Genomic DNA, 24,845 nt, shown 5'->3' with positions numbered 1-24,845 from the left:
TCTGACAGATGTGATCCACGCAAAGCGTGGATGGTCCAACCGTCACCGGGAACCTGTCGAAGGCGGGGCACTGTGGGTTTGCGGGGTGTGAGCCGCATGGATGCGGCGACCAAGCCCCCATGGATGGGTTTACGGCGTCCCCGCAAACCCACAGTGCCCCGCCATCCCACGGAATGCACGCTGTTGCTGTTGCTTCGGCCGTTGCCGTTGCGTCTGCAGGTGCAGGGCGCAGCCCTGCCGAAAACCTACTTCACCCGACGACCCGAACGGTCAATGCGGAACCGCTCTCCGCCTTCCATCGGCGTGTGGCCATCGCCATCCGGCGTGCCGCGACGACAGCCGTTGCAGACCTCGGCCACGCCATCTCGGAACGGCCAGGCGAAATCGAAGGTGCCCGGCACCACCTGGCGGAATGTCAGATCGAAGTAGCCCACGCGATTGCCGACGCGCCCGCGCAGCAGGCCTTCCTCCGGTGTCTCCGGGCCGTTGTCCCAGGTCAGCACCGGCAGGCTGCGGCCCTTGCGGTCGACGTAGTGGAAACCCTGGTCGGCATACACCACGGCCAGGCCGTGGTCATCAAAGTTCAGGTCTTTCAGCGTGTCCGGCTGGATCTTCGGCCGGTGGTCGACCACTTCGCAGTTGGGCAGCGGCCATAACCCGTGTTCGTCGGTCAGCAGCTTGCACGCCGGTGCCTGCGCCAGCGCGCTGGAACTGGCCAGCACGCCGAGCAGGGCCAGCGGCCGCGCGAAGCGGCCGCTGGCAGGGGCAGGGCGGGCCTGCCTCACGATCACTTGGCCTCGGCCTTGCGCTCGAAGGCCGTCGGTGCCGGCAGCTGCACCGGCACGCCCTTGTCGTCGCAGGTGCCGGCCTGGCACAGGCGCTCGCGCAGGGCCGGGGTGGCCTGCACGATCATGTGGTAGATCGCGTTCTGTTCCAGCGTGCCGCGGATCGCCTTGCTGCCCGGGCCGCGTGCCCAGATGCCGACATCCTCACCGCCGTGCGATTCGGACTTCATCGGCACCAGCGCCTCCTGCATGTAGTCGGGGTGCTCGGTGTCGACCTCGCGCAGGTTTGGGCGGCCGTTGGCCGGTTCGAAGCTGCTCGGGTTGTGCGGGTAGCGCTTGGGGCCGGCCGGCTGCTGGTTGCTGGCGCCGGTATGGCCCGGGCCGTTGGCGTAGGTCAGGGTGGTGTAGGGCTGGCCGCTGCCGTCCAGCGCATAGTCGAGCTTGCCGGCACCGTCTTCGCCGCCCTTGTCCTTCACCTTGCCCAGGATCGGGTTGCCGCGTGCCGGGTAGCCGACGAAGTTCAGCGTGTGCGAGTGGTCGGCGGTAACGATGATCAGCGTGTCATCGGCCGAGGTCAGTTCGTTGGCCACGCGGACCGCGTCGGACAGCGCCACGGTCTCGGTCAGTGCACGGTAGGCATTGCCGCTGTGGTTGGCGTGGTCGATGCGCGCGCCTTCGATCATCAGCACGTAGCCTTCCTGGTGCTTCGACAGATTCTTGATCGCTGCTGCGGTCAGTTCGGCCAGGCTCGGCTCACCGCCCGGATCCTGCGGGCGCTCGTACTCGTAGCGCATGTGGTCCGGTTCGAACAGGCCAAGGATGGCCGGCGCATCCGCGGCGGCGGCCAGCTGCTTGCTGTTCCACACGTAGGCACCCTGCGGGTGCGCCTGCTGCCATTCCTGCACCAGGCTGCGGCCATCCAGGCGCTGGCCGACCTTGTCGTCGTACTCCGGGTCGCGCTCTTCCACCGTGGTGAATTCACCACGGCCGCCGCCAAGGGCAACCAGCGGGCCACGCCCATAGCGCGAGGTCGACAGCAGCTGCTGGGCGATGTCCTTGCAGCCTGCGGCCTTGGCCGCGTCGGTCAGGTCGGTGTCGTTTTCCCAGTTGCGCTCGGGCGAGTGCGCATAGGTGGCGGCCGGGGTGGCATGGGTCAGGCGCGCGGTGGATACCACGCCGGTAGCCAGGCCGGCGCTGTCGGCCAGCTGCAGCCAGGTCAGCAGGCCCTTGGACAGGCTGTCGGCACAGTCGGTGCGGCTGCCGGCACTGACGCCGATCGCACCCATGTGGGTCTTCACGCCGGTGGTGATGGCGGTCATGGTGCCGGCCGAATCGGGCGTCTGCGAATCGGTGTTGTAGGTCTTGCTGAACGCCGTGGCCGGGAAGCGCTCCCAGGACAGCAGGTTCTCTTCGCCGGAGCCGCCCTTCTGCTGGCCTTCGTAGATGCGCGAGGCGGCCACGGTGGTCAGGCTCATGCCGTCGCCGAGGAACAGGATGACGTTCTTGGCCTTGCCGGACATCGCGCCGTTGGCGGCGGCCTGGGCGGCGCCGCTGCGGTACCACCACTGCGGTGTCTCGCCGGCCGGGTGGGCGACGGGATCGACGGCGACCTTCAGGCCGGCCGGAGCGGACGCGGGGGCGGTGCTGGCGCAGGCGCCCAGCAGCAGGGTGGTGGCGCAGGCGGCCAACAGGGAGACGGAACGGCGCATGGACGCTGGGATCTCACAAACTGTAACGGGACGTTCATTATGCCCGCCCTCGCAAGGCACGCCGATGACACACTGATTTGCCGGCCGGGCGGTCGTTCCCCAGCCGTTGTTGGGCTATCGTGCCAGCATCCCTTCCTTCCCTCTGGATTGCCTATGAAGCTGGTCTCTGCCTGGCTGCGGATTCCATTCTGGCAGCGCGTGGTCGGTGGCTTCGTGCTCGGCGCGCTGGCCGGCTGGGCGCTCGGCCCGGCCGCGGAAACGTGGTTCGGCCCGCTCGGCGAGCTGTACGTCACCCTGATCAAGATGATCGCGGTGCCGCTGGTGTTCTTCGCGGTCATCAATGCGATCTCGTCGCTGCACGGCCAGAAGTCGGTCGCCGCGCTCAGTGGCCGCACCTTCCTGTGGTTCGTGATCACCGCCGCGCTGGCGGTATGCGTTGGCCTGGCCGTAGGCACGGTGCTGCAGCCCGGCGCGGGTGGCCTGCAGTTGTCGATGGCCAGCAACTATGTGCCGCGCGAAGTGCCCAGCGTGGTGCAGGTACTGCTGGACGTGGTGCCGGCCAATGTCTTCTATGCGCTGTCCGGCATCGGCACCAAGGTCAATGCCGCGGGTGAAACCGTGCTGGCCGCCGGGCGTGGTTCGATCCTGCCGGTGATCTTCTTCGCTGGCCTGGTCGGCTTCGCCATCGTCAAGCTGGGCGAGAAGGTGACGGAGGCGCGCAAGCTGGTCGGCCAGATGAGCGACATCATGATCCAGGTGACCCGCTTCGTGCTGGAAGTCACCCCGATCGGTACCTTCGGGCTGATCGCCGGTCTGGTCGGCAGCTACGGGTTCGAGAAGCTGCTGCCGCTGGGTCATTTCGTGCTGGCCCTGTACGTGGCCTGCGCCCTGCACATCGTGGTGGTCTACAGTGCGCTGCTGCTGGCGCATGGCCTGAACCCGCTGAAGTTCTTCCGCGGCGCGGCGCCTGGCATGCAGGTGGCCTTCGTCAGCTCGTCCAGCTTCGCCGCGATGCCGGTGGCGCTGCGTTCGATCACCCACAACCTGGGCGTTAACAAGGACTACGGTTCGTTCGCGGTGCCGCTGGGCGCCAGCATCAAGATGGACGGCTGTGGTGCGATCTATCCGGCGCTGTGCGCGGTGTTCATCGCGCAGTACAGCGGTGTGCCGCTGACCCCGGAACAGTACGTGGTGGTGCTGATCGCCTCGGTGCTGGGCAGTTTTGGTACGGCCGGTGTTCCGGGTACCGCGGTGATCATGGCTACGGTGGTGCTGAGCGCGGCCAACCTGCCGCTGGAGACGATCGGCTACCTGTATGCCATCGACCGCATCCTGGACATGATGCGCACGATGACGAACGTGACGGGCCAGATGCTGGTGCCGGTGATCGTGGCCAAGGAGACCGGGCTGCTCGACCAGGCGGTGTATGACAACCCGTCCAGCAACGTGGGCGTGGATGATCCCGACCCGACGCCGCCACGCGCCTGAGGTTGTGTGTAGATCCACGCCATGCGTGGATGGCGGCAGTGCCGACCAAGGTCGGCACCCACCACGGCGGGCCCTCGTCCGGGCAAGCCAAACCCACCAGGCCGAGCCCCGGTAGATCCACGCCACGCGTGGATGGCGGCGGTGCCGACCAAGGTCGGCACCCACCAGGGCATGCACCGGGCCGGGCCGGCCAAACCCACCAGGCCAGGCTCCGATAGATCCACGCCATGCATAGATGGAGGCAGTGCCGACCAAGGTCGGCACCCACCGGGGGCGCGCAAACAAAAAAAAGCCGCTGCAGGGCAGCGGCTTTTCGAATCAGGCGGCGCGCTGGCGCCGACCGGTCAGAGATCGACCCGGCGGGCCTGCATGAACTTGTTGCCCCAGTAGCCACTGAGCAGAGTGTCCACGCGGACGTCCTTGCCCGAGCTCGGTGCGTGCAGGAAGCGGCCATCGCCGACATAGATACCGACATGGTCGACGCGGCCCTTGCGGCCGAAGAAGACCAGGTCACCCGCCGCCAGCGCGGTGCGATCGTTGATCAGTTCGGCGTTGTCATCGTGCGCCATTTCGCGCGAGACGCGCGGCAGCTCGATACCCAGGGCCGAGCGGAACACGTAACCGACCAGGCCACTGCAGTCGAAGCCGCTGTCCGGGTTGCTGCCGCCCCAACGGTACGGGGTGCCCAGCAGTGTCATCGCACGGCGCAGCAGCGACTGCACCTTGCCGTTGTCGGCCGCGGTGCCGACAACGCTGCCATTGGCAGCGCTGCTGGTGTCGTAGTTGGCGAGGAGGCGGCTGAGGTCACCGGCCACCACGGCCGAGCGGTCCATTAGCGGAATGGTGTCGTTGGCGGCCAGGTGCGGCAGCAGGGCGGCCAGGGTAGCGCTGGCGGCGGCGTCGACGCGGCTGCGCTGCGGAGCGGCAGCCTCGGCCTTGGCGGCCGGTCGGGCGGTACTCTCGGCCACCGGGGCCGGGGTTGCATCGGAACGGTTCGGAGCAGTCTGCGACCAGGCCGGGAGGCTGGTCAGACACAGTGCCAGGCCAAGCAACAACGGGCGGGCACTGCGTGAAGATACGGAAGTCTGGCCTTCGCTTTTCAGGTCGTCAGTCGTCACGCGTCGGTCACAGGAAAAAAACGATGGGGCATCATGCCCTGTAAAAGCGCGGATAAGTTAAAAATTCCGTTAGTAATCCGTTAGTTTCAAGGTGATGCGCGTCACAGTTTTGAACATATCGCCTGTTCATCTTAGCGAAGGACACGTTTCGCGCCTGTGTAGTGGTCCTTCCAGTAGGGACCGCTGAGCGAGTCCAGCCGCACGGTGCCACCGGTGCTCGGCGCATGCACGAAACGCCCTTCACCTACATAAATGCCGACGTGGGTGACGCTGCCGCGGCTGCCGAAGAACACCAGATCGCCGGTGGCCAGGCGCTGCGGATCGATCTTCGGGCCCTGTACCGCCGCCAGATCGCGCGAAGTACGTGGCAGCTTCAGGTCCAGCATCTCGCGGTAGACATAGGCGACCAGGCCGCTGCAGTCGAAGCCCGAATCGGGGGTGTTGCCGCCATAGCGGTAGGGGGTGCCGACCAGGCTGATGGCGCGCATCAGCACCGAGTTGGCCGCCTCCGGGTTGTCCGGCACGGTCTTCGGCCAGTTCGCCGTTGGCGGGGGAGGTGCAGGGCGGGTGGCCTTGCCACCGCCGCAGGCGGTCATCAGCAGGGGCAGGGCCAGCAGCAGGGCCGGGGCGAGAAGCCGGCGCAGGCCGGACGAAACTGGCGTGATGTGCATGATCTCCGGATAATGCGCCACCTTGGATTGGCCGTCATGATGGCGGCGTCCCCGCCGGGCGACAACCCGCCCCAACCCGCCTGCCTCCGGCAGATCCAGACAGAGTTGCGCATGAAGATCGAAAAAGACCGCGTTGTCCGCTTCCACTACACCGTTTCCGAAGTCGGCCAGGAGCCGATCGAATCGTCCAAGGACCGCGGCGAGCCGCTGGCGATCCTGATCGGCCACGGCAACATCATCCCGGGCCTGGAAAACGCCATGATGGACAAGGAAGCCGGTGCGACCTTCAGCGTCGATGTCAATGCTGCCGACGCCTACGGCGAGCGCCGTGAGGGCCTGTCCCAGCGCGTGCCGAAGAAGCACTTCGGCAACACCAAGCTGGCCCCGGGCCAGCAGGTCGTGCTGCAGACCAACTTCGGCCCGCGTGCGGTGACCGTGCAGAAGGTCGGCATGAGCGTCGTCGACGTCGACCTGAACCACCCGATGGCTGGCAAGGACCTGCACTTCGACGTGGAAATCGTCGATGTGCGCGAAGCCGGCCAGGAAGAGATCGACCACGGCCACGTCCACGGCGACGGTGGTCACCACCACTGATCGCAGCGCGATCGTGATGCCAGCAACGGCCCGCTTCGGCGGGCCGTTGCGTTTCTGGAACACGGCGCGCCCATCCACGGCTTGCGGGCCGGCGGCATAATGACGGACCTGCCCGACGGATGCCCCGTGAACGCCGCTTCTCCTTCCCTGCAGCCGATGGCCTCCGGCGAACGCATCGCCGTGCTGGACGTGCTGCGCGGTGCCGCGCTGCTGGGCATCCTGCTGATGAACATCGAGGCCTTCAGCGGGCCGCTGGATCTGGCGTTCACTGCCATCGACGTGCATTGGCATGGCATTGACTACTGGGCCGATGCCTTTGTCTATGTGTTCGTGCAGGGCAAGTTCTTCACCCTGTTCTCGCTGTTGTTCGGCGCCGGCTTTGCGGTGATGGCGCAACGCGCCGAGCTGGCTGGGCGTGATTTCACCCCGTTCTACCTGCGTCGCAGCGCCGGTCTGCTGCTGATCGGCCTGTGCCATGCAGTGCTGGTCTGGTCGGGCGACATCCTGGTGCTTTACGCGCTGATCTCGCTGCCGCTGCTGGCCTGCCGGGAGGCGCCGCGCAGCTGGCTGCCGTGGATGGGCGCGACGGTCTACCTCGGCGGCGTGGCGATGATGCTGCTGGTCGGCGCGATGGTGTCGATGGCCTCGGCGGACGAGGTGCGGGAAATGCTCACCGAGGCGCAGCAGAGCATCGATCTTCAGCGCCAGGTGTACGGGCACGGCAGCTGGATGCAGGCCACCGTGCAGCGGGTGAATGAGTTCGGCGCGTCGATGGGGGCGCTGCTGATCACCGGTCCGGAGGTGCTTGGCATGTTCCTGATCGGGAGCTGGTTTGCCGGCAGCGGCGCGTTGGCCACACCGGAGCGCTTCCCGCGGTTGTACGCGGTGTTGCGTTGGGTGGCGCTGCCCCTCGGCCTGCTGGTCACGCTGCTGGGTGTTGCCTGGAAACCGTATCTGGCGCCGGGCGCCTACGATCTGCCGGTGACGGCGGCGATGGCGCTGGTGACGATCGGCGGCCTGCCGATGTGCCTGGGCTATCTGGCCTGGATCGTGCACTGGCGCGCGTGGCTGGGCTGGCTGGCGCCGGTCGGGCGCATGGCGTTGACCCATTACCTCGGCCAGTCCCTGCTGTGCACCTGGTTGTTCTACCACTACGGCCTGGGCGCGTTCGAAATGATGCCACGCAGCGTGCAGCTGCTGTTCGCGCTGCTGCTGTTCACCGTGCAGGTGGGCATCTCGCACGCCTGGCTGCGCCACTTCCGCTTTGGGCCGATGGAATGGCTGTGGCGCGCGATGACCTACCGGCAGTGGCCGCCGATGCGGCGCGGAGCCGGGCAGGGCTGATCGATGCTGGGCGCGCGCGAGGATGTGATCGTGGTGGGCGCCGGTGCCATCGGTCTGGCCGCCGCGCTCGCACTGCGTGCGCAGGGGCGGCAGGTGCGTGTGATCGATCGTGGCCGCATTGGTGCGGCAACCTCGCACGGCAACTGCGGCACCGTCACTCCCAGCCATGCGCCTCCACTGGCCGCGCCTGGCGTGCCACTGCGCGCATTGCGCTGGATGCTCGATCCGCGTGCGCCGCTGTATGTGCGCACCCGCCTGGATCCGGTGCTGTGGCGCTGGTTGCTGCAGTTCGGTGCGCGCTGCAACGCGCGTGACTGGCTGCAATCCACGCGGGCACGGGGTGCACTGCTGAACGACTCGCGGCTGCGCCTGGCCGATTGGGTGCAGGCGCATGCACTGGAGTGCGAGTTCGATACGCGCGGGCTGGACTATGTGTTCGGCGATGCGCGCAACTTCGACCACTACGCGGCCGAGTGCGAAGCACTGAACAGGCAGGGTATCGCCACGGCCTGTATCGACGGGGCCGGCTACGCACGTGCCAATCCGGCTTTCCACGACCGTCTGGCCGGCGCGATCCACTTTCCCGGTGATGCGCAGCTGCGGCCGGACCGCTACACCGCGGAGCTGGCACGTGTACTGCGCGCGCAGGGCGTGGTGATCGACGAGCAGAAGGACGTGCAGGGCTTCAGCGACGATGCACAGGGGGTACGCGTGCAGGTCGGTGGGCAGGCCCTGCGGGCACGTGAGCTGGTGCTGGCCACCGGCCCGTGGTCGCGCGACTGGGCACGGCAACTGGATCTGCGCGTGCCGATCCAGCCCGGCAAAGGCTACTCGCTGACCTGGTCGCGACCGGCGCAGGTGCCACAGCGTCCGGTGGTGCTGAAAGACCATTCCGTGTTCGTGATCGCCTGGCGCGAAGCGCTGCGGCTGGGCGGCACCATGGAATTCGCCGGTGCCGATCCGCAGCTCCGCACGGCCCGCCTGCAGGCTTTGCAGCAGGCCGCCGACCACTACCTGCGCGCGCCACGCGGTGCGCAGCTGCAGGAGCAGTGGTGCGGGTGGCGCCCCATGAGCGTGGACGACGTGCCGTTGATCGGCCGCGCACCCGCGCATCCTCACGTCTGGCTTGCAGCGGGGCATGGCATGCTCGGCATCAGCATGAGCGCCGGCACCGGCCAGCTGATTGCCGATCTCGTCTGCGGCCGCACACCAGCGATCGATCCTGCCCCTTACCGACCCGAGCGATTCCGATGAGCACTGCACCCTATGATTACGACCTGATCGTCCTTGGCGGCGGCTCCGCCGGCCTGGCCGGTGCGATCCGCGCGGCGCAGCATGGCAAGCGCGTGGCGATGCTGGAGCCCGGCGAGCTGGGCGGTACCTGTGTCAATGTTGGCTGCGTGCCGAAGAAGGCGATGTGGCTGGCGGCCGACCTGCACGAGCGCATCGGCCTGGCCAATGCGATGGGCTTCGATGTCGAGGCACGCCCGTCGCTGTCGTGGAAGGAACTGGTGATCCATCGCCAGGCCTATATCAGCAACATCCACACCAGCTACCACAAGCGCCTGGATGAAACCGGCGTGGTGCGCATTCCGGCGCGCGGCCATCTGCTCGATGCGCATACCGTCGCCTGCAGCGATGGCGTGCGTTACAGCGCCGAACACATCCTGATCGCCACCGGCGCGCACCCGCTGCGCCCGGATGTTCCCGGTGCCGAACTGGGCCTGGTTTCCGATGACTTCTTCGATCTGCGCGCGGCACCGGCCGAGGTCGCGATCATCGGCGGTGGCTACATTGCAGTGGAACTGGCCGGCCTGCTGCAGGCGCTGGGCAGCAGGGTGAGCCTGCTGGTGCGCGGAAAGCGCTTGCTGGAACGCTTCGACTACGAGCTGACCGATCAGTTGGCCGAGAACCTGAAGCAGCAGGGCGTTCGCACCCATTTCGACTACCGCCTGCGGGAACTGCAGCGCGAGGGCGAACGCGTGCGTGCGTTCGGCCATGACGGCCCGCTCGACACCGTGTTCGATGCAGTGTTCTTCGCCACCGGTCGCCGCGGCAACAGCCGTGACCTGGGCCTGGAAGCGCTGGGCATCGGCATCGGCGAGCACCAGCAGGTGGAGGTGGACGAATGGCAGACCACGAGCGTGCCGAGCGTGCATGCGGTCGGCGACATCGCCGGCAAGGTCGGCCTGACCCCGGTGGCGGTGGCCGCATCGCGGCGCCTGATGGACCGCCTGTTCGGCGGCCGCCCGCAGTCGAAGATGGATTATGAGAACGTGGCCAGCGTGGTGTTCTCGCATCCTCCGCTGGGCGCGGTGGGCATGAGCGAGGAAGAAGCACGCGCCCGTTTCGACCAGGTGAGCGTGTACCACAGCCGCTTCCGCCCGATGCTGCAGGCGCTGGCCAACGGTACCCAGCGCAGCCTGTTCAAGATGGTCTGCGTGGGCCCGGAAGAGCGGGTGGTAGGCATCCATCTGCTGGGTGAAGCGGCCGACGAGATCCTGCAGGGCTTCGCGGTGGCGGTGAAGATGGGCGCGACCAAGGCCCAGTTCGACGATACCGTGGCGATCCACCCGACCTCGGCCGAGGAAGTGGTGCTGATGCGCTGAGCCGGGCCATTGTAGAGCCGAGCCATGCTCGGCTGCTTTTCGCCCAGGGTTGGCGAAGCCGAGCGCAGGCTCGGCTCTACAGGTCAGCGGGCGCCTCCATGCGACAATGACGCCCCCCACGCCTTTCCGGGCCGCCCCGCGCGGCCCGCCGTCGTCCTGATGTCCAGCCCCGTTTCCCGCATCGCTACCGCTTCCCCACGCATCGCACTGGGTGGCATCGGCCTGGCCGCGATGGGTGCGATCGCCGCCTCCGGCAAAGCCATCATCGTCAAGCTGGGCCTGCGTCATGGCGTCGATGCCACCACGCTGCTGGCGCTGCGCATGCTGATGGCGCTGCCGTTGTTCGTGTTGATGGCGCTATGGGCCGCACGCCGGGCCGAGCCGCTGTCCTGGGCCGACCGCGCCCGCGTGCTGTGGCTGGGCTTCACCGGCTACTACCTGTCGAGCCTGCTCGACTTCCAGGGCCTGCAGTACATCAGCGTGACGCTGGAGCGGTTGATCCTCTACTTGAACCCGACCCTGGTGCTGCTGATCAACGTGCTGCTGGCGCGCCAGCGCCCCGGCCGCTGGCAGATCGGCGCGCTGGTGCTGAGCTATCTGGGCGTGCTGCTGGCCTTCGGCCATGACCTGCAGCGCGAGGGCGGGCAGATCATCGTCGGCAGCCTGCTGGTGCTGGGCAGCGCGCTCAGCTACGCGCTGTACCTGTTCGGCAGTGGGCAGGTGGTGGCGCGCATCGGTGCGGTGCGGCTGACCGCCTACGCCAGCTGCGTGGCCAGCGTGCTGGTGCTGCTGCACTTCGCGGTGACCCATCCGCTGCCGCTGCTGTGGCAGGCGCCGGCACCGGTGCAGTGGCTGTCGCTGGTCAATGCCACCGTGTGCACGGTGCTGCCGGTACTGGCGATCATGCTGGCGGTGCAGCGCGTGGGTTCGTCGCTGGCCGCGCAGGTCGGTATGCTGGGCCCTGTTTCCACGATCGTGATGAGCCTATGGCTGCTCGACGAACCGATGGAGCCGGCGCAGATCGCCGGCACCGTGCTGGTGCTGATCGGCGTACTGCTGGTGACCCGCCTGCGGCGCTGACGCCGGAGCAGGCGCGTGCGCGCATCCTGGCGGTGATCCGCGCGATCCCTGCGGGGCAGGTGATGGGCTATGGCCAGGTGGCGATGCGTGCCGGCCTGCCGGGGCGTGCACGCTTGACCGCACGCATTCTCGGCCAGAACGACGATCCCGACCTGCCCTGGCATCGCGTGCTGCGTTCGGATGGGCGAATTGCCATGGAAGAAGGGTCGGCCGGCTGGTGCGAGCAGTCACAGCGGCTGCGCGCCGAGGGCGTGGTGGTGGAGAACGGCCGGGTGCGGATGCCGGCCACCGATCCAGCCGCGGCGCTGGATGCGGCCGTGTGGGGCCCGGGCTGAGCACCGCTGGCGACTGAACAGGCCACGCCTGCGGGTCGCCAACAAGACACGGTGCTGCGGCTATGATGGAGGCCGTTCCATGCCGGTGCTCCCATGTTCCCGCGACTGCCAACCGTCACCAAGGCCCTGCTGATCGCCAACGCGATCCTGTTCCTGCTGCAGCAGCCGTTCCTGCTTGGCATGCAGACCTTCGAGCCGTTCATGCTGCAACCGCTGCAGCAGGGTTTCGATGCGTTCTCGCCGGGCGGCAACTTCCAGCCGTGGCAGCTGCTGACCTATGGCTTCCTGCATGGCAGCTTCGGGCATCTGTTCTTCAACATGCTGGCGGTCTTCATGTTCGGCGCGCCGCTGGAGCAGACCTGGGGCGAGAAACGCTTCCTGCTGTACTACCTGGTGTGCGTGGCCGGTGCCGGTGTCTGCCAGCTGCTGGTGGGTACGTTGCTGGAGAATCCGGCAACGGTGCTGGGCGCTTCCGGCGGCGTGTTCGGCCTGTTGCTGGCCTACGGCATGCTGTTCCCGAACCAGCGGGTGATGCTGCTGTTCCCGCCGATCCCGATGAAGGCGCGGACCTTCGTGATCCTGTTCGGCGTGGGTGAGCTGGTGCTGGGCATGACCGGCTGGCAGCCGGGCGTGGCCCACTTCGCGCATCTGGGTGGCATGCTGTTCGGCTGGTTGCTGATCCGTTACTGGCGCGGGCAACCGCCGTTCAACAAGCGCCGACCGCCGGGTCCGCCGAAGCGCCCGAACCATCTGCGCAGCGTCAAATGATCCGAAGGATCATTTGACGCGGTAGGTGCCAACCTTGGTTGGCACGCCTTGTCCCACGCGGGTAGGTGCCAACCTTGGTTGGCACGAAACGAGAGGGATGATTGCCAACCCCGGTCGGTACCCACCAACGGCAGGTCATGCATGCGGCGGGTACGCGCGCATCCACGCACGGCGTGGATCTACAGATCCTGTAACACCACCTGCGCGGCATTGTGCCCGGGCGCACCAGTGACGCCACCACCGGGGTGGGTACCCGAACCACACAGGTACAACCCGGGCAGGGCACCGCGATAGCCGGCCTGGCCAACCATCGGCCGTGCCGAGAACAACTGGTTGGCACTCAGTGCGCCGTGGAAGATGTCGCCACCGACCAGGCCGAACGTGCGCTCCAGGTCGAGCGGCGACAACGCCTGCCGACCGAGGATGCTGTCAGCGAAGCCAGGCGCATAACGTTCGACGGTGGCGATCATCAGGTCAGCCACCGTATCCCGATGATCATCCCAATGGCGGCCCTCAGGCAGAACCGGTGCCACGTGCTGGCAGAACAGGCTGGCGACATGCTGTCCGGGTGGTACCAGCGAATCATCCAGCGTGCTGGGAATCAGCATTTCCACGATCGGCTCGCGTGACCAGCCATCGCGGCGCGCATCCAGCCAGGCGCGGTCCATGTAGTCCAGGCTGGGCGCCATGATGATGCCGGCGCTGAGGTGATCGCCGGGGCCGGGCAGGGCACGGAACTCCGGCAGCCGCGACAGCGCCACGTTCATCCGGAAGGTGCCGGAACCGCAGCGCCAGTTCGTCATGCGCTCGCATGTTGCAACCGGTACCTGCCCCGGCTCCAGCAACTGTTCGTACAGCAGCTTAGGATTGACGTTGGCGACTACGGCGCGTGCGCGCAGGGTTTCGCCGTTGGCCAGTTCCACCCCCACGACGCGGCCCTGTTCGGTCAGTACCCGTTGCACGCCGGCATCCACGCGCAGTTCGGCCCCGGCCTCGCGCGCCGCGCTGGCGATGGCCTGGCTGATCGCGCCCATGCCACCAATCGCATGGCCCCAGGCACCCTTCACGCCATTGCACTGGCCGAACACGTGGTGCAGCAGTACGTATGCGCTGCCCGGAGTGTACGGACTGGCGTAGTTGCCGACGATGCCATCGAAACCGAACAGCGCCTTGATCGGCGCGCTCTCGAACCAGCGGTCCAGGTACTCGGCCGCTGAAAGCGTGAACAGGTCCAGCAGTTCCTGCCGTAGCGAAGCATCCAGCGTTGCCAGTTCGCGGCCGAGTTTCCCCATCTGCCACAGTGCGGGAAGCGCACGCCAGCCACCGGCAACGCCGATGTCCGGCGGCGCACGCAGGGCCCACGCACGCAGCACGTCGGCGAAGATCTCCAGGCGTGCTTCATACGCTGGCAGCGCCTGCGCATCGCGTTCGGAGAATTTCGCGACTTCGGCCTGGGTGCGGCCAGGTGCCGACAACAGGTAGCGGCCGTCGGGCAATGGCAGGAAGTTGTTGGCCGGGCGCGCGACGATGCGCAGCCCATGCGCATGCAGTTGCAGGTCGTCGATCACCTTCGGTTGCAGCAGCGAGACCGTGTACGACGCGACTGAGTTGCGGAAGCCGGGATGGAACTCCTCGGTGACCGCAGCACCGCCAAGGACGCCGCGGCGTTCAAGGACCAGCACCTTCTTTCCGGCCTTCGCCAGATAGGCCGCGCAGACCAGGCCGTTGTGGCCGCCACCGACGATGATCGCATCCCGGGACATCAGCACCTCGGAAAAAGGGGACGGAGGGGATTAAGTCGCAATTCGCATGGGGTCACCGGCAATGGAGAGAAACGACTTAATTCCCTCCGTCCCCTTTTTTGATTGCCGCTTCGATGGTCGCGATGTCGATCTTCTTCATCGGCATCATCGCGTTGAATGCGCGCTTGGCCAGTGCCTTGTCCTTGCTGGTCACCGCGTCGATCAACATGCGCGGGCTGATCTGCCAGGAGATGCCCCAGCGGTCCTTGCACCAGCCACATTGGCTCTCCTGTCCGCCGTTGCCGACGATGGCATTCCACAGGCGGTCGGTCTCGGCCTGGTCTTCGGTCTGGATCTGGAAGGAGAACGCTTCGCTGTGCTTGAACGCGCTGCCGCCGTTGAGGCCGACGCAGGGTATGCCGCAGACAGTGAATTCGACCGTCAGCACGTTGCCTTCCTTGCCGTCCGGGTAGTCGCCCGGCGCGTGATGCACGGCGGTCACCGCGCTGTCGGGCAAGAAGCTGGCATAGAAGGTGGCGGCCTCGAGCGCGCCATTGTCGTACCAGATGCAGATCGTGTTCTTGTGTGCCATGTCGGGGCTCCAAGTTGGACGAAGCCGCAGCGATAGCATGCCCGGTGTTAACCCGGGATCGTGCTGCACCTGCAAAAAAAGAAGGGCGCCCGAAGGCGCCCTCTTCATTGCCAGTGCAGCAGACAGCTCAGCGCCAGACCTTGATCTGCTCGGCTTCGCTGCGCTGCATCGGCTGGCCGGCCTTGCAGCTGAAGGTGGCACCGAACGCCGGCAGATTGGCCAGCGTGCCGTTGCTGCGCCACAGGCCCGGTGCACGGATGTCGGCGGTCAGGCGACGCACGGCCTCGTTCGGCGACAGCTGCTGCGCCCACAACGCCGACCACGCGCGGAAGAAGCCCTGCTGCTGTGCCTGCTTGGCCTTCGGCTCCTGCGCGGTGTACGCGGCCCAGGCCAGTTCCAGGCCGGCGATGTCGGCCAGGTTCTCTTCCTGGGTGAGCGTGCCGTTGACCTTGGCGCCCTTCACACCCGGGAAGTCGTAGGCGCTGTACTGCGCGGCCACGCGATTGCCGAGCAGGGTCCAGGCGGTCTTGTCTGCCGGGGTCCACCAGCTGCGCAGTTCGCCCTTGGCGTCGACCAGCGCGCCCTTGGCATCGATCGCGCGGGTCAGCTCATGGCCGACCAGGCCACCGAAGCTGCCGAACTTGTCGGCGGCGTCGGCCTTGGCGTTGAACACCGGGCCCTGCAGGATCGCAGCGGTGACGATCAGGCGGTTCTGCGCCAGGTCGTAGGCCAGCGACGGCTGCTGCGGCAGCACGTCCCAGCGACGGTCAGCATTGCCCTTGCCGATGCGCTTCATTTCCTCGCGATGGCGCCAGGTCGAAGCAATCAGCATGTTGCCGCCGAAGGAACCACGGCCCATCGGCTGCACGCTGTAGTCGAGGTCGCGCAGCGGGGTGCCGATCTCGATCTTCAGCGCGGCCAGCTTGGCCTGTGCTTCGGCCTTGGCTTCGGCGCTCATCCAGCTGCTGTTCTTGACCGCCTCGATCTGCACTTCGCGGACCTTGTCGACGATCCACGCCGCCTGGCGACGATCTTCGGCGGACAGGTAGCGCGCGGCGTACTCGCGGCCGACCATCGGGCCGGCGGCCACGTTGATCGCGTCCAGTACGTCTTCCCAGCGCTGCGGCGGCAGGGTTTCGCCACGCAGCACACGGCCGCGGAATTCGAACTCGGCGTCGCGGTAGGCCTTGGACAGGTACGGCGCCATCGAGTCGCCCACGCGCCAGCGCAGGTAGGCCTTCCACTGGTCCGGCTTGAGCTTGGTGACCATCCCGTCGAGCTGCTTGAACAGGCCCGGGTCGGCCAGCGAGACCAGGTCGTCGTCCACGCCCTGTGCCTTCAGGAAGGCATCCAGCTGCAGGTTGCGGTAGCGGCTGTTGAGCTCCTTGGTGGAGATCGGCGCGTAGTTGTTGAACGGGTTGTTGATGCCGGCCAGCGACTGTGCGTTGCGTGCCAGTTCGGTTTCCAGCGCGATCACCGATTGCGACTCGGCATCCAGCTTGGCGGCCGGGGTGCCGGTCAGTGCCAGGATCTGCTTGACGTAGTTGCGGTAGCGGCCCATCAGGGCCACGGTATCGGCATCGGTGCGGGTGTAGAACGCCGGGTCCGGCAGGCCCATGCCGCCCTGCATGAAGTAGCCGATGTGGCGGTCCAGCGCCTTCAGATCGACGTCGGGGCCGAAGTTGAAGGCGACCGGGATGCCCACCTGGTGCAGCGCGGCGATCGAGGCCGGCACATCCTTGGCCTTCTTGATGGCGTTGATGCGGGTCAGCAGCGGGGCGATCGGATTGGAGCCGTCTGCTTCCACGGCAGCTTCGTCCAGGCCGCTGGCCCAGAAATCGCCCAGCAGTTTCTGCACGTTGCCCTGCGGTGACTTCATCGCTGCGTCGAGCAGTTCACGCTGCTGCTGGCGGCTGCGGTCGACCAGCTGGCCCAGCGCGGTGGTGGCACCGGTCTGCGGCACCGGGTTGGCCTTCAGCCAGCCTGCGTTGGTGGCGTCATAGAAGTCGCTGCACTGGGCACTGACAGCCGGGGCGCGGGCGGCCTTCTTCTTGGCGGCGGCGAACGCATCGTGGGTCGGGACCAGGGTCGCCAGGCTGATGCCCAGGGCGATGGCAAGCGGACGGAAATTGGGCATGTGGAACGAATCCGTGATGGATTAAGGGCGCGCGCACTATAGCAAGCCGGGCATGGACGCGGGATGCACGCGTCGCGGTGCTTTCGCCGGGCATGGCCCGGCGCTACCAGGGCGGGCGGCATGGACGCGGGATGCACGCGTTGCGGCGCTTTCGCCGACCAAGGTCAGCAGCTGCCGGGGAGCACCGGGATCAGTAGATCCACGCCATGCGTGGATGACATTCACCGGCAAAAACAAAGGCCCGGGAATTCCCGGGCCTCTGCAGGTCTGCAACAGCGTCAGCCGTGGCTTACCAGATCACCACCTGCTGGTCGCCGCTGCGGGCCATCGGCGAACCGGCCTTGCACTGGAAGGCGGCCGCGAAGGTCGGCAGGTTCGACGGCGCACCCATGGCGCGGAACTGCGCCGGGGCGTGCGGGTCGGTCGCCAGGCGGACCTTGGCGTTCTCCGGGGTGTACTTGGTACGCCACACGGTGGCCCAGTTGAAGAAGAAGCGCTGGTCGCGGGTGAAGCCGTCCACCTTCGCGTCTTCCTTGCCTGCGCTGGCCTTCTGCAGTGCGTCGTAAGCAGTGGCCAGGCCGCCCAGGTCCGCGATGTTCTCGCCCAGGGTCAGGTGGCCGTTCACCGCCTGGCCGTCGACCTTGTACTGGTCGAACTGCTTGACCAGCTTGCCGGTCAGGCCTTCGAAGTTCTTCTTGTCAGCGGCGGTCCACCAGTCTTCCATGTTGCCGGTCGGCCCGAATCGTGCGCCCTGGTCGTCGTAACCGTGGGTCATTTCGTGGCCGATCACCGCGCCGATGCCGCCGTAGTTCAGCGCGTCGTCGGCCTTCGGATCGAAGAACGGCGGCTGCAGGATGGCGGCCGGGAACACGATCTCGTTCTGCAGCGGGTTGTAGTAGGCGTTGACCGTCTGCGGGGTCATGCCCCACTCGGTCTTGTCCACCGGCTTGCCGATCTTGGACAGGTTGAACTTGTAGTTGAACTCGTTGGCCGCGCGCACGTTGCCCAGGAAGCTGTCGCGCTGGGTCTGCAGGCCCGACCAGTCACGCCACTTGTCCGGGTAGCCGATCTTCGGGGTGAAGGTTTCCCACTTGGCGATGGCCTTGGCCTTGGTCTCATCGCTCATCCAGCTCAGGCCCTGGATGCGTTCCTTCAGCGAGGCGGCCAGGTTCTTCACCAGCTCTTCCATCTTCGCCTTGGCTTCCGGCGAGAAGGCTACCTTCACGTACAGCTGGCCGAAGGCTTCACCGGCGTCGTTTTCAATGGTACCCAGCACGCGCTTCCAGCGCGGCTTCTGTTCCTTCTGGCCGTTGAGGGTCTTGCCGTAGAACTCGTAGTTCTCCTGCACGAAGGCGTCGGCCAGGTACGGCGAGGCGCTGTCCACGGTGTGGAAGCGCAGGTAGGCACGCCACACCGACGGATCGGTGTCGCCCAGCGCCTTGCTCACTTCCTCATGGAAGGCAGGCATGGCCAGCGAGAACTTCTCCGGTGCGGCTACGCCCTGCGACTTGAAGAACTCGGTCCAGCTGAAGTTCGGGGTCAGCTTGTCGGCGTCGGCCAGGGTGACCGGGTTGTAGTACAGCTCGACGTTGCGCGACAGTTCGACGCGCGACTTGGAGGCCTTGGCCAGGCGGGTCTCGAACTTGACCACTTCCTCGGCCTGCTTGGCAGCGTCGGCAGCGGCAACACCGGACAGCTCCAGCACCTTGGCGACGTGTGCCTGGTAGGCCTTCAGCTTGTCGGCATTCTTGGCGTCGGTGTAGTAGGTGCTGTCCGGCAGGCCCAGGCCGCCCTGGCTGGCGTAGGCCAGGTTCACGGCCGAGTTCTTGAAGTCGGCTTCAGCGCCGAAGCCGAACAGGACGTTGTCACCCTTGGCCGCGCTGGTGCGCAGGTAGTTGGCAATGGCCGCCTTGTCCTGCAGCCCATCGATCGCGGTCAGGTCGGCCTTCAGCGGCTCGATGCCCTGGGCGTTGATCTTGGCCTCGTCCATGCCGGTGGCCCACAGGTCGCCGACGATCTTTTCGATGTGGTTCGGGGTCTTCACCTGCGCCACCTGCTCGGCCAGCTGGTGCTGCACGGCCACCGAACGCTCGTCGAGGATGGTGAAGGCGCCCCAGCTGGTGCGGTCGCCCGGGATTTCATTGGCGGCCAGCCACTTGCTGTTGACGTAGTCGCCGAAGGCGCCACAGGCGTCCTTGCTGGTATCGAGGTCGCTGGGCTGGAAGGCGTTGTAGGCCGGCAGCTTGCTCTCGTCCAGGGTGTAATGGGTGGCTTCGGCGGCAGCCGGCGTGGAGGCGGTGGCGTCCTTGGCCGGGGTTTCGTTCTTGCCGCAGCCAACCAGCGCGGCCGAAACGGCCAGGGTCAGCAGCACGATCTTGGGAGTACGGGTCACTTTGATGGCCTCCAGGCCGAGTGAGTCAGGGAAGGGCCGCAGGGACGGCCGTGGGCCGAACGATACGCCGCCGGCCTGCCCTGCAAGGGTGTCGAAGGTCATGGCCGGGCGCAAGGGCCAGAACGAGCAAGGGCGCCCGCTGGGGCGCCCTTGCGTGGGTAACGCATCGTTTACAGGCCGCCGCCGCCGCAGCCCTTGCCCAGGTAGTCGTCGATCAACCTGAGCTGGTCGCCCATGATCGCGCGGGTCCAGGCCGGCCCATGCGCATAGTCGGCGATGGCGTGGAACTCGACCGGCTGCCCCGAGCCCTTGGCCTTGTTCACGAACCACTCCGACTGCTCGATGGGCACCGTACGGTCGCGGTCACCGTGGTAGACCATCAGTGGGATCTTCATCTCGCCCGCCTTGTCCAGCGGGTTCAGGCCGTCCACGGTCTTCGACTGCGCCTGGCGGAAGAACGGGTTGGTATAGAAGCGTGCCCAGATCTTCTTGATGTCCGAGACGCCGGCACCGGCAATCGCGCACTTGTACAGGCCGTTCGGGCGAACCGAGGCGGCAAACGCGGAGTAGCCACCGTAGGAAAAGCCGAACATGGCGATGTGGCCGGGCTGGGCGATCTTCTGGTCGATCATCCACTTGGCGCCGTCATCCTTGTCGTCCTGCATCTTCTGGCCCCATTCGGCGTCACCGGCCATCCACAGCTTGCGGCTCCAGTCGGCCGAGCCGCGGAACTGCGGCCGCAGTACGGCCATGCAGCGCGATGCCATCAGCGGTACCCACATCGAGCCATCGAAGTCCATGCCATCGCGGGCCCACGGACCGCCATGCGGGTGCACGACCGCCTTCCAGGGACCGGCGCCACACAGTTCGGTGTTGGGCGTGGTCAGGAATGCCGGAATATCCAGCCCGTCGCGGGCCTTGTAATAGACCAGCCTGGTATCGCCCAGCGCAGCCGGATCGATCTTCGGATAGGACTTGGCCAGCAGGGTCAGCTTGCCGTTTCGCAGCAGGTGATATTCAGGTGGATTGGCTGGTCCAGAGACGGCCAGCACGAAGGTCTTCAGGTCCTTGCTGTAGTCGACGACGCGCACCGCACGACCGGTGTCGGCCTGGGTGGTCGCGCGCTGACCGGTCGCGGGATCGACCAAGGTGACTTCGCTGGACTGGATGCCCAGGGCCTGGCGCACGCCTTGGTTGAGGCCCTTGAACACCGGATGGGTCCATTCAACTTCGTTCTCGCGAGGGCCACTGTAGGTCACGCCGAGCAATGCGCCGAACGGCACGCCCTCCACATCCTTGTAGCGGTTCACATGAACTGAACCCGCATTGAAGAATTTGTGCTCGAACAGCACTTCCCTCTGTTTGCGTGCAGTGATGTCGTACTCGTAGATGATGGTCTTGTCGCGGCCGACGTTGCTCTGGATGAAGGCGATGTTCGGGTCATCGGCGAAACCGACGACCTGGGTGATGTCGCGGTCCTTCACATGCGAGCGGAAATGTTCTTCCCACGCGTTGGTGGCCGGATTGCGGAATTCGGTGGCGACGTAGGCCCCGGTACCGTCCACGTCCTGGCGCAGGCGTGCGCGCAGTTCGCTGTTCAGATCGGTGAGGTAACCGGCGACGCGTTCTTCGGTCTTCTGGATGCGCTGGGATGTGAAGCTGCGCAGGTTGACCTTGTAGACGTCTCCCGAGTTGCTGCCCGAACCGTTGACCACCAGGATGTGGTCCGGATCGTTGGGCAGCGTGTCCAGCACCGTGGCATTGGACAGTGCCTGCTCCAGTTCTTCATTGCGGCTGGTGGCACGCGGAACGCTGATTGGCTCCTTCCACTGCTTGCCTTCGGTATCGGTGATGAAGAACTTGCTGATGAATGTCTTGTTGACCCGGTCGGTGCGCAGGTCGAATGGCTGCCACAGGGTGACCGCCAGCAGTCCGTCCTTGATGAAACTCACACTCTGGAACTTCATGCGGCCTGCGCCGATCGTGGTGGGCGCTGCGCTGAGGTTGTCGGTCTTCCAAACCAGGATCACGCGATCTTCGCCGCGGGCTTGAAGCCCGGCGATCTGAGTGCCGTCCGGAGACACGGAGAGACTTGATATGTCGGGGAAGGCGGCCAGCTGTTCGATCGTGGGGACCGTCGGCTTGGCATGGAGGTGCAGCGGCGCGGCAACGGCCAGCGCGGCCAGCAGCAGATAGTGCTTCATGCTACGTCTCACTGTATCCGAGCAATGGGAGAGTGGGCGTTGCACCCACCCCAAATGCAGCCGCCGCCCGGAAGGGCGGCGGCTGGTGGTGCAGGCTTAGAACTTCTTGCTGAGGTTCACGAAGAACGTACGGCCGAAGTAGTCGTAGCCACTGTACAGCGGGGCATTGCCGATGGTGTTGTAGATGCCGGCACCCGGGCTGATGGTCGGCGGTTCCTTGTCTGCGAAGTTGCGCACGCCGGCGGTGGCCTGCCACTTGTCGGCGGTGTACTGAACCGAGAAGTCCTGGGTGATGTAGTTTGGCACGGCCAGCTTGTACGCCGAGGTTGCGGGATCTTCCTCGTAGTACGCATAGCTGGACATGTTGTCCACCCAGTTCAGGCCATAGCGCACACGCCATTCCTTGAACTTGTACGTCAGGTCCAGCTGGCCGGTGAACTTCGGATTGTTGATTCGGCCGTTGGCATCAACCAGCGGATCGTCCTCGAACACCTTGCCGGACTGCTCCAGGAACCGCGAGACCTGCACGTTGGCGCGGAACTCGCCCGGACCGATGTCGCGAACGTAGCGGGTGGTGAAGTCCAGGCCGCGCACCTTGTCGGTGGCCAGGTTGGCATAGCCGTTCTGGACGGTCAGGGTATTGTTGGGCGAGCGGCTGATCAGGCGGCACAGACCATTGTTGGCGGCGAAGTCGCCGGTGGTGCCGTTGTAGCAGGTGCTCAGGATGTAGGTGGCACCCATCTGGGCAACGCCGTTCTCCACTTCGATGTCGTAGTAATCGACGGCGAAGGACAGATCACCGAAGCCGCTGCCGAACTCCGGCTGCAACACCAGGCCGACGGTGAACGCGTCGGAGGTCTCAGCCTTCAGGTTGGCGCCGACCAGGCCACCACCGATGGAGTCCACGCGCACCGAGTTGGTGGCGGTGAAGTTGGTGGGCAGGCCCTGGGAGGCGCAGTTGATGTAGCGCGGGCTGGTCGGATTGCGCGATCCGTAGTTGTTGCAGGGATCGTTGGAGGCGTTCAAGAAGCCGCTGGTGGCCCCCAGGAACTGTTCGAACAGTGCCGGGGCACGGTACGAGGTGCCGTAGGACGCGCGCAGCGAAAGCCACTTGACCGGCGTCCACAGGCCACCCAGCTTCCAGGTGGTGTCCGACCCGTACGACTGGTAGTCGGTGTAGCGGGCCGAGGCGTTGAAGGTCAGTTCCTCGGCAGCGGTGACGCCGGACAGCAGCGGCAGCTCGATTTCGCCGTAGGCTTCCCACACCGAATCGCTGCCGCGGGTCGGGTCGGAGCTGGTCAGGTTGTACAGGTTGCGGTTGATCGAGTGGATGCTCGGGGTATCGTCGATCTTGGCCCTGCGGTATTCAACACCGAAGGCGCCGGCGGCGGTACCGCCCGGCAGGTCGAACAGCGGACCATTGACGTTCAGGTTCGCGGTCGATTCCTTGTAGCTGGTGTTGCCGGTGACCGGGGTGTAGACGAAGTTCTTCCACTCGTACGGCAGCTTACCGGCCAGCGTTTGTGCGTTGAGCATCGGTGCGGCAACGCAGCCGTTGGCCGGGTTCACGCACTTGAAGCCACCGGCGCCGTCGGACACCACGTTCAGGCTCTGTGCCAGGCGATCAGTCAGGAACGTGTTGAAGGTGTAGTCCGCATCGGAGTCGGCGTGGCTGACCATGAAGTCATAGTTCCACTCCGAACCGAGCCGGCCGCGCACGCCGGCGGTGGCACGGAAGAAGTCGACCGACTGCTTGCTGCGGTCGTTGCCGAAGCCGATGAAGGTGCGGGCCGAAACGTTCTTGCCATTGGACGTTTCCGTTGGCAGGGCGAAGGCCGGCAGGTTTGCCAGGCCACCGAGCAGCGGATTGCCGACCGAGTAGTCATAGGACAGCTGGCGGTAGCCGGTCTGGGTGGAGTCGCGCTTGTTGCCGAGGAACTCGTAGTAGAACTCGGCATCCCCCATCACGCCCAGATCCACGCCACCCTGGAAGAACAGGGTGTGGGTGGTGGCCGGGGACACCAGCGACTCCTTCAGCAGACCCGGATCGAAGGTGTCGCGGTCGTAGTAGCCGACAGACTCATAACCCGGCAGGCGGCCGGTGGTGACGGCGGGATTCGGACGCCAGCGATTGAAGCCACCAAAGGTGGCAGTGCCCAGCGTATTGATGGTGACGCCGCCGGAATCGAGCGTGAAACACTTCGACTTGCCGGTGGTGGGATCGATGTAATCGCCGCTACCGAAGTAGTTGCCCACGCTCATGTCGCGCAGGTTGTCGGTCGGACAGCTGGCCCAGCTGCGATCACCCACCGTCATTTCATTGCGGCGGTAGTGCTCGTATGAGCCGGAGAAGTGCGAGCGCTCGCCGGTGCTGCCGAACACGATCGAGTATCGGGTTTCGTCGCCGCCACCGCTCTCGGTGGCGTTGTGCTGGAACTCGGCCTCAACACCGTCCACGTTCTTGCGGGTGATGATGTTGACAACACCGGCCACAGCGTCCGAACCGTAGATGGACGAAGCGCCGTCCTTCAGAATTTCCACGCGGTCAACCATCGCGCTGGGCAGCACGTTCAGGTCGGCCGAACCGACCGAGCCGCGCGAGCCTGCCGGTGCAACGCGGCGGCCGTTGAGCAGGATCAGAGTACGGGTGGCGCCCAGGCCACGCAGCGACAGGGTATTGGCACCCGGGCCGCCATTGGTGACATAGCCACCGAAGGAGTTGTTGATCTGTGCGCTGCCCGCCGTGACGCTGTTGCTCTGCAGCGCAGCGGCGGTCGAGTTGAAGCCCGCCAGGGTGGTTTCCTCACGGGTTACGACCTGCACCGGCGAAACCGAGTTGAACACGTCGCGGCTGATGCGCGAACCGGTGACGGTCACCGTGTCCAGGTTGGTCGCCTTGGACTTGGGTGCTTCCTTCGGCGTGTCTTGTGCCGTCTGCGTCGAACCCGCGTCCTGGGCGAATGCCGGAGCGGCTGCGATGAGCAGCACGGCAGAAGCGAGGGCAAAGCTCAGCGGATGCCTGCCGAGCGACTTGCGATTGATCATCTGAAATCCCCTTGAATCCAATGATTGCGTCGTACACCGGGGACATTGCCTCGCGGGCGTCTCCGTGTGCCCCTTACCCGGTGCTGGCAGTGGTTCTGCCCCCGGTCTGCACCGGCTTCACGGGCCGGTAACCCGAGATTAACACGGCATTAACCGAGACTGTCAAACGTTCATTGCGCAGTCATCAAATTGTTGTGGAAATGCGCTCCGATCCTCGAAAAATGAGTTGTTT

The 24,845-nt window shown here is 66.0% G+C and carries 18 protein-coding genes; 8 read left to right on the top strand and 10 right to left on the bottom strand.

Annotated elements, in window-relative coordinates; all coding sequences use genetic code 11:
• Window positions 1-245: 245 nt before the first annotated feature.
• Window positions 246-791, bottom strand: coding sequence for a WG repeat-containing protein (locus QP552_RS14985; protein WP_286073968.1), 546 nt, complete (start codon window positions 789-791; stop codon window positions 246-248).
• Complete coding sequence (locus QP552_RS14980; RefSeq protein ID WP_111113552.1) at window positions 788-2,494, bottom strand: alkaline phosphatase; 1,707 nt, start codon at window positions 2,492-2,494, stop codon at window positions 788-790. Before QP552_RS14980 ends, QP552_RS14985 begins: the two co-directional genes overlap by 4 nt.
• A 153-nt stretch (window positions 2,495-2,647) precedes the next feature.
• On the opposite strand from QP552_RS14980, the gene QP552_RS14975 reads away from it, so the two are divergent.
• Window positions 2,648-3,982, top strand: a complete 1,335-nt coding sequence (locus QP552_RS14975; RefSeq protein ID WP_142806487.1) for a dicarboxylate/amino acid:cation symporter — start codon at window positions 2,648-2,650, stop codon at window positions 3,980-3,982.
• 344 nt (window positions 3,983-4,326) lie between these two features.
• Here QP552_RS14975 and QP552_RS14970 read toward each other — a convergent pair whose 3' ends face one another.
• Both QP552_RS14970 and QP552_RS14965 read right to left on the bottom strand, forming a co-directional pair.
• The gene (locus QP552_RS14970; protein ID WP_239506910.1) at window positions 4,327-5,037 is read right to left on the bottom strand and encodes a C40 family peptidase; all 711 of its coding nucleotides are present in this window, start codon (window positions 5,035-5,037) and stop codon (window positions 4,327-4,329) included.
• Window positions 5,038-5,231: 194 nt separating this feature from the next.
• Window positions 5,232-5,771, bottom strand: coding sequence for a C40 family peptidase (locus QP552_RS14965; protein ID WP_049430125.1), 540 nt, complete (start codon window positions 5,769-5,771; stop codon window positions 5,232-5,234).
• Window positions 5,772-5,882: 111 nt separating this feature from the next.
• Between QP552_RS14965 and QP552_RS14960 the strand changes: the two genes are divergently transcribed.
• The 7 genes from QP552_RS14960 (at window position 5,883) to QP552_RS14930 (ending at window position 12,501) form a co-directional block, all read left to right on the top strand.
• A complete protein-coding gene (locus tag QP552_RS14960; RefSeq protein WP_099554997.1) occupies window positions 5,883-6,365 on the top strand; it encodes a peptidylprolyl isomerase in 483 nt (160 codons plus the stop codon).
• 99 nt (window positions 6,366-6,464) lie between these two features.
• Entirely contained in the window at window positions 6,465-7,709 is a 1,245-nt protein-coding gene (locus QP552_RS14955) for a DUF418 domain-containing protein (RefSeq protein ID WP_286073967.1), read from the top strand.
• Window positions 7,710-7,712: 3 nt separating this feature from the next.
• Window positions 7,713-8,963 (top strand): FAD-dependent oxidoreductase, encoded by a 1,251-nt coding sequence (locus QP552_RS14950; protein ID WP_286073966.1) that lies wholly within the window; start codon window positions 7,713-7,715, stop codon window positions 8,961-8,963.
• Window positions 8,960-10,318 carry a glutathione-disulfide reductase gene (gene gorA, locus QP552_RS14945; protein ID WP_286073965.1) on the top strand — a complete coding sequence of 453 codons (1,359 nt, stop codon included), beginning with the start codon at window positions 8,960-8,962 and terminating at the stop codon, window positions 10,316-10,318. The genes QP552_RS14950 and gorA overlap by 4 nt, the downstream gene beginning before the upstream one ends.
• Window positions 10,319-10,477: 159 nt before the next feature.
• The gene (locus QP552_RS14940) at window positions 10,478-11,398 is read left to right on the top strand and encodes a DMT family transporter (RefSeq protein ID WP_286073964.1); all 921 of its coding nucleotides are present in this window, start codon (window positions 10,478-10,480) and stop codon (window positions 11,396-11,398) included.
• The gene (locus tag QP552_RS14935) at window positions 11,395-11,733 is read left to right on the top strand and encodes an MGMT family protein (RefSeq protein ID WP_286075942.1); all 339 of its coding nucleotides are present in this window, start codon (window positions 11,395-11,397) and stop codon (window positions 11,731-11,733) included. Before QP552_RS14940 ends, QP552_RS14935 begins: the two co-directional genes overlap by 4 nt.
• A 93-nt stretch (window positions 11,734-11,826) precedes the next feature.
• Complete coding sequence (locus tag QP552_RS14930) at window positions 11,827-12,501, top strand: rhomboid family intramembrane serine protease (RefSeq protein ID WP_005410509.1); 675 nt, start codon at window positions 11,827-11,829, stop codon at window positions 12,499-12,501.
• Window positions 12,502-12,680: 179 nt separating this feature from the next.
• On the opposite strand, the gene QP552_RS14925 is transcribed toward QP552_RS14930, so the two are convergent.
• The 6 genes from QP552_RS14925 to QP552_RS14900 all read right to left on the bottom strand — a co-directional run bounded on the left by QP552_RS14925 (window position 12,681) and on the right by QP552_RS14900 (window position 24,613).
• The gene (locus QP552_RS14925; RefSeq protein WP_286073963.1) at window positions 12,681-14,264 is read right to left on the bottom strand and encodes an NAD(P)/FAD-dependent oxidoreductase; all 1,584 of its coding nucleotides are present in this window, start codon (window positions 14,262-14,264) and stop codon (window positions 12,681-12,683) included.
• 76 nt (window positions 14,265-14,340) lie between these two features.
• Entirely contained in the window at window positions 14,341-14,835 is a 495-nt protein-coding gene (locus QP552_RS14920) for a VOC family protein (protein ID WP_111113547.1), read from the bottom strand.
• Between the two features lie 127 nt (window positions 14,836-14,962).
• A complete protein-coding gene (locus tag QP552_RS14915; protein WP_111113546.1) occupies window positions 14,963-16,972 on the bottom strand; it encodes a M13 family metallopeptidase in 2,010 nt (669 codons plus the stop codon).
• A gap of 289 nt (window positions 16,973-17,261) precedes the next feature.
• Complete coding sequence (locus QP552_RS14910; protein WP_106548857.1) at window positions 17,262-19,364, bottom strand: M13-type metalloendopeptidase; 2,103 nt, start codon at window positions 19,362-19,364, stop codon at window positions 17,262-17,264.
• A gap of 170 nt (window positions 19,365-19,534) precedes the next feature.
• Window positions 19,535-21,568, bottom strand: coding sequence for a prolyl oligopeptidase family serine peptidase (locus QP552_RS14905; protein ID WP_111112465.1), 2,034 nt, complete (start codon window positions 21,566-21,568; stop codon window positions 19,535-19,537).
• A 96-nt stretch (window positions 21,569-21,664) separates the two neighbouring features.
• On the bottom strand, window positions 21,665-24,613 hold the full coding sequence (locus tag QP552_RS14900; RefSeq protein ID WP_111112466.1) for a TonB-dependent receptor: 2,949 nt from the start codon (window positions 24,611-24,613) through the stop codon (window positions 21,665-21,667).
• Window positions 24,614-24,845 lie beyond the last annotated feature (232 nt).

The sequence above is a fragment of the Stenotrophomonas sp. 59 genome (genome assembly GCF_030291095.1).
Classification (GTDB): domain Bacteria; phylum Pseudomonadota; class Gammaproteobacteria; order Xanthomonadales; family Xanthomonadaceae; genus Stenotrophomonas; species Stenotrophomonas maltophilia_Q.
This window is presented reverse-complemented; position numbering and strand designations above follow the sequence as displayed.

Coding starts and splice junctions, on each gene's coding strand:
- QP552_RS14915 (WP_111113546.1), bottom strand. CDS start 16,972: ATGCCCAATTTCCGTCCGCTTGCCATCGCCCTGGGCATCAGCCTGGCG.
- QP552_RS14930 (WP_005410509.1), top strand. CDS start 11,827: ATGTTCCCGCGACTGCCAACCGTCACCAAGGCCCTGCTGATCGCCAAC.
- gorA (WP_286073965.1), top strand. CDS start 8,960: ATGAGCACTGCACCCTATGATTACGACCTGATCGTCCTTGGCGGCGGC.
- QP552_RS14900 (WP_111112466.1), bottom strand. CDS start 24,613: ATGATCAATCGCAAGTCGCTCGGCAGGCATCCGCTGAGCTTTGCCCTC.
- QP552_RS14925 (WP_286073963.1), bottom strand. CDS start 14,264: ATGTCCCGGGATGCGATCATCGTCGGTGGCGGCCACAACGGCCTGGTC.
- QP552_RS14960 (WP_099554997.1), top strand. CDS start 5,883: ATGAAGATCGAAAAAGACCGCGTTGTCCGCTTCCACTACACCGTTTCC.
- QP552_RS14940 (WP_286073964.1), top strand. CDS start 10,478: ATGTCCAGCCCCGTTTCCCGCATCGCTACCGCTTCCCCACGCATCGCA.
- QP552_RS14980 (WP_111113552.1), bottom strand. CDS start 2,494: ATGCGCCGTTCCGTCTCCCTGTTGGCCGCCTGCGCCACCACCCTGCTG.
- QP552_RS14920 (WP_111113547.1), bottom strand. CDS start 14,835: ATGGCACACAAGAACACGATCTGCATCTGGTACGACAATGGCGCGCTC.
- QP552_RS14955 (WP_286073967.1), top strand. CDS start 6,465: ATGACGGACCTGCCCGACGGATGCCCCGTGAACGCCGCTTCTCCTTCC.
- QP552_RS14975 (WP_142806487.1), top strand. CDS start 2,648: ATGAAGCTGGTCTCTGCCTGGCTGCGGATTCCATTCTGGCAGCGCGTG.
- QP552_RS14905 (WP_111112465.1), bottom strand. CDS start 21,568: ATGAAGCACTATCTGCTGCTGGCCGCGCTGGCCGTTGCCGCGCCGCTG.
- QP552_RS14965 (WP_049430125.1), bottom strand. CDS start 5,771: ATGCACATCACGCCAGTTTCGTCCGGCCTGCGCCGGCTTCTCGCCCCG.
- QP552_RS14950 (WP_286073966.1), top strand. CDS start 7,713: ATGCTGGGCGCGCGCGAGGATGTGATCGTGGTGGGCGCCGGTGCCATC.